The sequence below is a fragment of the Maritalea sp. genome, assembly GCF_047634455.1.
Classification (GTDB): Bacteria; Pseudomonadota; Alphaproteobacteria; order Rhizobiales; family Devosiaceae; genus Maritalea.
Genome location: NZ_JBLIAI010000091.1, coordinates 1 through 7,500 on the forward strand (window position 1 = coordinate 1; position 7,500 = coordinate 7,500).

Below are 7,500 nucleotides of genomic sequence, written 5' to 3' on the forward strand. Positions count from 1 at the left end.
AAGAGCAACAAAACTTGTTAGATCAGATACCATTTGTTCCTCCTAGTGCGCAATATCGACGAGCGCACCGACCTGCGTGAGGCCTGCTTGATAATTTGAAACCAATGCTTCCACCGACGCGGCAGTCGCATCCAGAATAGGTGCTGGATAAAAACCAAAGAAGATGGTCAAAACGATCAACGGGACAATGATCACCATCTCTCGTGGGCTCATATCTAAGATCGATTTCAGCGTGTCTTTTTTAAGCGCTCCAAAGATCACCCGGCGATATAGCCAAAGCGCATAACATGCGGAGAAGATCACCCCGAACGTTGCACCAAAGGCCACCCAGGTATTGACTTGGAAAATACCAATAAGGACCAAAAATTCCCCGATAAATCCGCTTGTGCCCGGCAAACCGACGTTTGCCAACGTGAACACCATAAATGCAAACGCATATTTCGGCATCCGTTCCACAAGCCCACCATAGGCGGATATTTCTCGTGTGTGAATTCGATCGTAGATGACGCCCACACTCAAGAACAGCGCAGCCGAAACAATACCGTGCGAGATCATTTGGAAGATCGCACCCTGGACACCCAATTGGTTCGCCGCAAAAATGCCCATCGTCACGTACCCCATATGCGCCACAGACGAGTAAGCAATCAGCTTTTTCATATCGTCTTGCACCAAAGCGATGAGCGATGTTGCGATGATGGCGACAATGGAAAGGAAGTACACAAAGTCTGCAAAATATGCCGACGCGTCTGGGAACATGGGCAGTGAGAACCGCAAGAACCCATAGCCTCCCATTTTCAGCAATATCGCGGCCAAAATAACCGAACCGGCTGTGGGTGCTTCCACGTGTGCTTCAGGCAGCCAACGGTGGAATGGCCACATTGGCAGTTTCACCGCAAAGGACGCAAAGAAAGCTATCCATAACCAGAACTGAGCCTCAGGCGAAAACTTGAACTTGAGCAGTTGCACAATGTCCAACGTACCTGCCTGCCAATACATAGCCATAATAGCCAACAGCATCAGCACCGAACCAGAAAACGTATAGAAGAAGAATTTGTAACTCGCCTGCACACGCTTTTTGCCGCCCCAGATCCCAATGATCAAAAACATTGGAATCAAGCCGCCTTCAAAGAAGATGTAGAACAGCCCCAAATCAAGTGTGGCAAACACACCGATCATCAAAAACTCGAGCAGCAAAAACGCAACCAAATATTCTTTGACCCGTTTGTCGATGCTTTCCCAACTCGCCAATACACACAATGGCATTAGCAAAGCAGTCAACACAATGAACAGAATTGAAATCCCGTCAACGCCCATCCGGTAGCCGATGACGTCACCAATCCACTTGTGATTTTGGACAAATTGGAAATCTGCACTCGTCGCATCAAACATCCACCACATGACCAATGAAAATACAAAAGTCACCGTGGTAGTTGCCAACGCAATATAGCGCATGTTGTTTTTCGCCAAGGCGTCATTACCCGGCACAATCAGCACAAAAAATACGCCAACCAACGGCAGGAACGTAAGGATCGTGAGGATGTTGTTGTTTATGATATTCATCCTAAGAGGCCCCCTGCGGCTATCGCCCAGGTTATAAGCGCCGCAACGCCCACGAGCATCGCCAACGCGTAGTGATAAAGATAACCAGTCTGCAACCGCACGACTTGCGTGGTGATGTTTCGTACCCGTCGAGCAATGCCGCCAACAATGATGCCGTCAATAAACCAATCATCGAAACCACGCCAAAGCGCCGTCCCGATCCAAATCGCAGGACGGACAAATAAGAAGTCATACAACTCGTCAAAGTACCATTTATTCAGCAAGAACGCATAAAGACCGGAATGCTCTTTTGCCAAAGTTTTTGGTAGCTCTGGCTTCACGATGTAGAAGTACCAAGCCAACAAGAAACCAGCGATCATCGCAAATGTTGCTGAAAGCTTCACCCAAACTGGAACTTCGTGCGCCGCGTCGATCAAGTGTTCATCAATTACAATCGCGCCTTTGAAGAATTGTTCGACACTTGCCACATGTCCAAAAAAGCTATCGTACCAAATGTAACCGGAGAATACCGCACCAGCAGCAAGCACAAACAACGGTACCAGCATAACCATTGGGCTTTCATGCGCATGGTCAAATGTCTCTTTGTTCGCACGGGTTTCGCCGTGGAATGTAAGATGCATCAGGCGCCATGAATAAAAGCTGGTGAACAACGCTGCCACTACCAAAGCCCAGAAGGCAAAGTCGCCGGCCGCTGTTTGCGCACCAAATGCCGCTTCAATGATGCTGTCTTTTGAGAAAAAGCCCGCAAAACCGATATTTGGCAACACGTCTGAAAGCATGCTCAATGGCAAACCAACACCCGTTAGCGCAAGTGTGCCGATCATCATCATCCAATAGGTCACCGGAATTTTGTCTTTTAGTCCGCCCATTTTGCGCATGTCTTGTTCGTGATGCATGGCGTGGATAACCGCGCCCGCGCCTAAGAACAACAACGCTTTAAAGAACGCGTGGGTGAACAGGTGGAAGATACCCGCAGAATAAGCACCCAAGCCCAACGCCACAAACATGTAACCAAGTTGCGAACAGGTCGAATAAGCGATTACCCGCTTAATATCGTTTTGTACCAAACCAACGCTTGCAGCGAAGAACGCCGTAATTGCGCCCACATAAACAACAACGTTCATTGTGAATTCTGATGCTTCAAACATTGGCGACAAACGGGCCACCATGAACACGCCAGCTGTCACCATGGTCGCTGCGTGGATCAGAGCAGACACAGGTGTTGGGCCTTCCATCGCGTCTGGTAACCAAGTGTGCAACAAGAATTGCGCTGATTTACCCATCGCGCCAAGGAACAACAACAACGTGATAATCGTCATCGCATCCCAATTCGACCAAAGGAACGAAATGGTTTTGCCTTCCATGCCAGCCACACGGCTAAAGGCTGTGTCGAAATCGAGCGTGCCCAACATCATGAACGCGCCAAATATCCCCAATGCAAAGCCGAAGTCACCAACACGGTTGACGATAAACGCCTTCATGGCCGCTGCGTTTGCACTCGGTTTCTTGTACCAAAAACCGATCAACAAGTATGAGGCAAGACCCACCCCTTCCCAGCCGAAAAACATCTGCAAAAAGTTGTTGGCCGTGACCAACATCAACATCGCAAATGTGAACAGCGAAAGGTAAGCAAAGAACCGCGAACGGTGTGGATCCTCACTCATATAGCCGATGGAATAAATGTGCACGAGGCTTGAAACTGTGGTGACCACCACCAACATAATAGCAGTTAGCGTGTCGGCACGGATCATCCAATTAATATCAAGGCCCGCTGTTGAAATCCAACGGAACAGCTCAACTTTGACAGATTCGGCTGCAACAAATGCACCCTCACTACTGACGGCCTCAACACCATGACCAGCGTCACCACCAGCCATTGTCCACTGCAAAAAGACAATCCAAGAGAAAAGCGCAGCCAAAACCAAAAGGCCTGATGTCACCATTTCTGAAGAGCGATGCCCAATTGAGCGTCCCAAAAGGCCTGCAATTAATGCGCCAAGCAGCGGCAAGAAAACGATAAGTTGAAGGAGAGTTTGGTTCATGCCCTTAACCCTTCATCACGTTCACATCGTCAACCGCGATGGAACCTTTATTGCGGAAGAACACCACAAGAATAGCCAAACCAATCGCCGCTTCAGCTGCAGCCACCGTCAAGATCAGCAGGGCAAACACTTGCCCCGCAAGATCATTCAGGTGCGCACTAAACGCGACGAAATTGATGTTGACGGCCAAAAGGATCAGTTCAACAGACATCAAAATAATGATGACGTTTTTCCGGTTGAGGAAAATGCCAAACACTCCAAGTGTGAACAATATGGCTGCGACGGTCAAAAAATGACCTAGTGGAATTACTGGTATCATTTTGTTCCCCGATTAAATCCCTTTGCCACTTTCAACAGATACAACTTCCACTGCATCTTCACGTTTGCGGCCAACTTGGGCCGCAATGTCTTGGCGTTTTACATTTGGTTTGTGTCGCAATGTCAAAACAATCGCGCCGATCATTGCCACCAGCAAAATCAAGCCAGCCGCTTCGAACAGATAGACATATCTTGTATACAGCACCAAGCCGAGCGCCTCGGTGTTCGACACGCCTTCAACAAGCGGCAAAACACTGGAACCGGCAACTTCGGGCGTGACCAAAAATGACCCCGCCACCATCAACAATTCGACGAGCAAAATACCGCCCACCATCGCACCAATCGGCGCATATTGCAGAATGCCCTGCCGCAACTGCGCAAAATCGACATCCAGCATCATCACCACGAACAAGAACAGCACCATCACAGCGCCCACATAAACAACGATCAGCAGCAGCGCGAGGAACTCAGCGCCAGCCAGCATGAAAATCCCTGCCCCATTGACGAACGCAAGGATCAAGAACATCACCGAGTGAACTGGGTTACGAGACGATATCACCATCACCGCCGCCATTATGGCGGTGGCAGAGAACAGATAGAAAAAGGCAATCTCTAGTGTCATTTGATTTTCCTACCTATATGCCGCATCGGCATCAAGATTAGCCGCGATTTCGCGTTCCCAACGGTCACCATTTGCGAGCAGCTTGTCTTTATCGAAATAAAGCTCTTCGCGGCTTTCCGTTGCGAACTCAAAGTTTGGCCCTTCAACAATCGCATCTACGGGACACGCCTCTTGGCAGAACCCGCAATAAATACACTTCACCATATCCAGGTCGTAACGCACCGTACGGCGCGTACCATCATTTTGGCGCGGACCAGCTTCAATGGTAATCGCTTGAGCCGGACAAATCGCCTCGCACAACTTACATGCAATGCAACGCTCTTCCCCATTGGGATAACGCCGCAGCGCGTGCTCGCCGCGAAAACGAGCGCTCACAAAACCTTTTTCAAACGGATAATTGATCGTTGGCTTTGGTTTAAAGAAATAGCGCATCGCCAAAAAGAACGTCGAAACGAACTCTCTAAGCAAAAGCGAATTGAGAAACTGTATGGCTCGCATCTGTTCGTTTCCCCTTATGCCACGCCGCCATGCCAGCCCCAGCCCGTAAGCTGGAGGACAAAGGCAACGGCAAAAATCATTACGATAGAAATCGGCAGGAAGACTTTCCAACCAAGGCGCATCAACTGGTCATGGCGATAGCGCGGCACAATGGCTTTCACCATCGCAAACATAAAGAACACCATGCATGTCTTGATGATAAACCAAACAATACCCGGCACCCAGTTGAACGGCGCAACATCCAGCGGTGGCAACCAGCCGCCCATAAACAAGATGACGGTCATTGCGCACATCAAAACGATGGCCACATATTCACCCAACATGAACATCATGTAAGGGGTTGAACCATATTCAACCATGAAGCCCGCAACCAATTCAGATTCAGCCTCTGGCAAATCAAATGGTGGGCGGTTTGTTTCGGCCAATGCTGAGATGAAGAAAATCACAAACATTGGGAACAACGGGATCCAGAACCAATTTAGGAACGACATCCACGGCACACCAAGTACGTGCGCCAACCCCATGTCGCGTTGTGCAATCACAATGTCAGTGAGGTTCAGCGAACCAACCAACAACAAAACAGTAATGATGACGAAGCCAATTGAGACCTCGTAGGACACCATTTGCGCAGCTGAACGTAGCGCGCCCAAAAACGGATATTTCGAGTTTGAAGCCCAACCGCCAATGATCACGCCATAAACACCGAGTGATGAAACCGCCAGCACGTAAAGAATGCCCACATTTAGATCGGCCAATGCCCAACCTTCATCTAGCGGAATAACCACCCAAGCCGCCAAAGCCACCAAAACGGTAATCAGGGGCGCCAACAAAAACAACACTTTGTCCGCGCCAGCCGGAATGACAGGCTCTTTGAACACAAATTTGAGCAAATCTGCAAAGCTTTGCAACAACCCGAACGCGCCAACCACGTTGGGTCCGCGTCTAATTTGCACCGCTGCCCAAATTTTCCGGTCAGCGAGCAAAAAGTAAGCCACAAAAATCAACAATACAACGAGCAACAGCAAGGCTTTATAAACAAAACCAACCATTGTGCCCCAGCCGAACACCGGCACACCGAGCAAATAATCCAATGCTAGGAGTATCCAATCCCACATAATTCTACTCCGCCGCTTCGTTCATGCCACCAGCCGCAAGCTGCGAACATTCCGCCATGACAGCAGATGCCCGCGCAATTGGGTTGGTGAGGTAAAAATCATTGATTGGCGAACCAAGTGCTACCGATTTGATCGTGGCAGACACTTTGGCCAGTTTTTCAATCGCTTTTGCATCTTCTTGAACAGGTGCTTCAATGTCAGCAAAATGCGGATGAACCGCATAAAGCGCTTTGCGCAACTGATGCAAGTTGTCATAGGGCAACGCTTCACCAAGATGAGCGGACAATGCCCGAAGGATCGCCCAATCTTCTTTCGCGTCGCCCGGGCCAAACACCGCGCGGCTGGCGCGTTGCACCAAACCAGCTGTATTGACGTAAGTCGCGTTTTTCTCGGTATAGGTCACGCCTGGCAAAATCACGTCGGCTGCATGCGCACCCAAATCGCCATGGGAACCGATATAAACAACGAATGCGTCTTTGTAAGTTTCCGCGTCGATATTGTCAGCACCAAGCAAGAACACGATGTCGAGTTCGCCTTTGGCAGCAGCACTGTCCATGCCAGCGCGGTCAAGACCGCCCTTTTCAGGCACAAAACCAACATCCAGCCCGCCCACACGGGCCGCTGCATTATGCAAGACCGCGAAACCATTCCAGTCAGCACTCAACGCGCCGCTATCTTTGGCTAGTGTTGCCACAAGGCCAAGCACGTCCTTGGCAGCAGGGCCAGTCAAAGCGCCCTCACCGACAATAATCATCGGACGTTTTGCTTTTGCCAGCGTTTTAGCAAATTTCACATCGCCCGCAGCAACCGCTGCAAGGCTTTCAGAGCCTGCACCCAAATATTCATAATCAAACTTCAGGTCGGCTTGCTCGCCGATTACACCAATCGGCATACCTGTTGCGCGCCACGCTTTGCGAATACGGGCATTCAAAATCGCAGCTTCTTTGCGTGGGTTCGACCCGACAATCAAAATCGCGTCTGCGTCTTCAATACCAGCAATGCCCGCATTAAAGATGTAGCTCGCGCGACCATTTGCAGGATCAAGCACCGAACCGGATGGGCGACAATCAAGGCTTTTTGCGCCCAATTGAGCCATAATGCCTTTAAGCGCAAACATTTCTTCAACGCCCGCCAAATCACCCGCAATCGCCGCAATCTTTTCCGCAGAGGTCTTTTTCACCGCACGCGTAATCGCCGCAAATGCATCATTCCAGCTCGCAGCTTGAAGCTTGCGACCCTTTTTGACATAAGGCTTGTCTAAGCGTTGTGATTTCAATCCATCCCAGATGAACCGAGACTTGTCTGAAATCCACTCTTCGTTCACCGCTTCGTTGATCCGCGGCAT

Annotated in this window: 7 protein-coding genes; all 7 read right to left on the reverse strand. The window is 49.8% G+C overall.

From position 1 onward, the window contains the following. Nucleotides 1–42: 42 nt before the first annotated feature. Complete coding sequence (locus ACJAZW_RS14605) at nt 43–1,560, reverse strand: NADH-quinone oxidoreductase subunit M (protein WP_415159392.1); 1,518 nt, start codon at nt 1,558–1,560, stop codon at nt 43–45. Continuing rightward, entirely contained in the window at nt 1,557–3,602 is a 2,046-nt protein-coding gene (gene nuoL / locus ACJAZW_RS14610; protein ID WP_415159394.1) for an NADH-quinone oxidoreductase subunit L, read from the reverse strand. The genes ACJAZW_RS14605 and nuoL overlap by 4 nt, the downstream gene beginning before the upstream one ends. Nucleotides 3,603–3,606: 4 nt before the next feature. Continuing rightward, a complete protein-coding gene (gene nuoK / locus ACJAZW_RS14615) occupies nt 3,607–3,921 on the reverse strand; it encodes an NADH-quinone oxidoreductase subunit NuoK (RefSeq protein ID WP_415159396.1) in 315 nt (104 codons plus the stop codon). 12 nt (nt 3,922–3,933) lie between these two features. Further along, entirely contained in the window at nt 3,934–4,542 is a 609-nt protein-coding gene (locus ACJAZW_RS14620; RefSeq protein WP_415159398.1) for an NADH-quinone oxidoreductase subunit J, read from the reverse strand. A gap of 9 nt (nt 4,543–4,551) precedes the next feature. Beyond that, nucleotides 4,552–5,040, reverse strand: a complete 489-nt coding sequence (nuoI, locus tag ACJAZW_RS14625) for an NADH-quinone oxidoreductase subunit NuoI (RefSeq protein WP_415159400.1) — start codon at nt 5,038–5,040, stop codon at nt 4,552–4,554. A 14-nt stretch (nt 5,041–5,054) separates the two neighbouring features. Continuing rightward, nucleotides 5,055–6,089 (reverse strand): NADH-quinone oxidoreductase subunit NuoH, encoded by a 1,035-nt coding sequence (gene nuoH, locus ACJAZW_RS14630; RefSeq protein WP_415159404.1) that lies wholly within the window; start codon nt 6,087–6,089, stop codon nt 5,055–5,057. Nucleotides 6,090–6,159: 70 nt separating this feature from the next. Then, nucleotides 6,160–7,500 (reverse strand): molybdopterin-dependent oxidoreductase (locus ACJAZW_RS14635; RefSeq protein ID WP_415159402.1); only part of this gene is annotated, 1,341 nt, incomplete at its 5' end.

Excerpts from the sequence above, each read along its gene's own strand:
- ACJAZW_RS14620 (WP_415159398.1), bottom strand. The coding sequence starts at position 4,542 with ATGACACTAGAGATTGCCTTTTTCTATCTGTTCTCTGCCACCGCCATA.
- ACJAZW_RS14605 (WP_415159392.1), bottom strand. The coding sequence starts at position 1,560 with ATGAATATCATAAACAACAACATCCTCACGATCCTTACGTTCCTGCCG.
- nuoI (WP_415159400.1), bottom strand. The coding sequence starts at position 5,040 with ATGCGAGCCATACAGTTTCTCAATTCGCTTTTGCTTAGAGAGTTCGTT.
- nuoK (WP_415159396.1), bottom strand. The coding sequence starts at position 3,921 with ATGATACCAGTAATTCCACTAGGTCATTTTTTGACCGTCGCAGCCATA.
- nuoH (WP_415159404.1), bottom strand. The coding sequence starts at position 6,089 with ATGGTTGGTTTTGTTTATAAAGCCTTGCTGTTGCTCGTTGTATTGTTG.
- nuoL (WP_415159394.1), bottom strand. The coding sequence starts at position 3,602 with ATGAACCAAACTCTCCTTCAACTTATCGTTTTCTTGCCGCTGCTTGGC.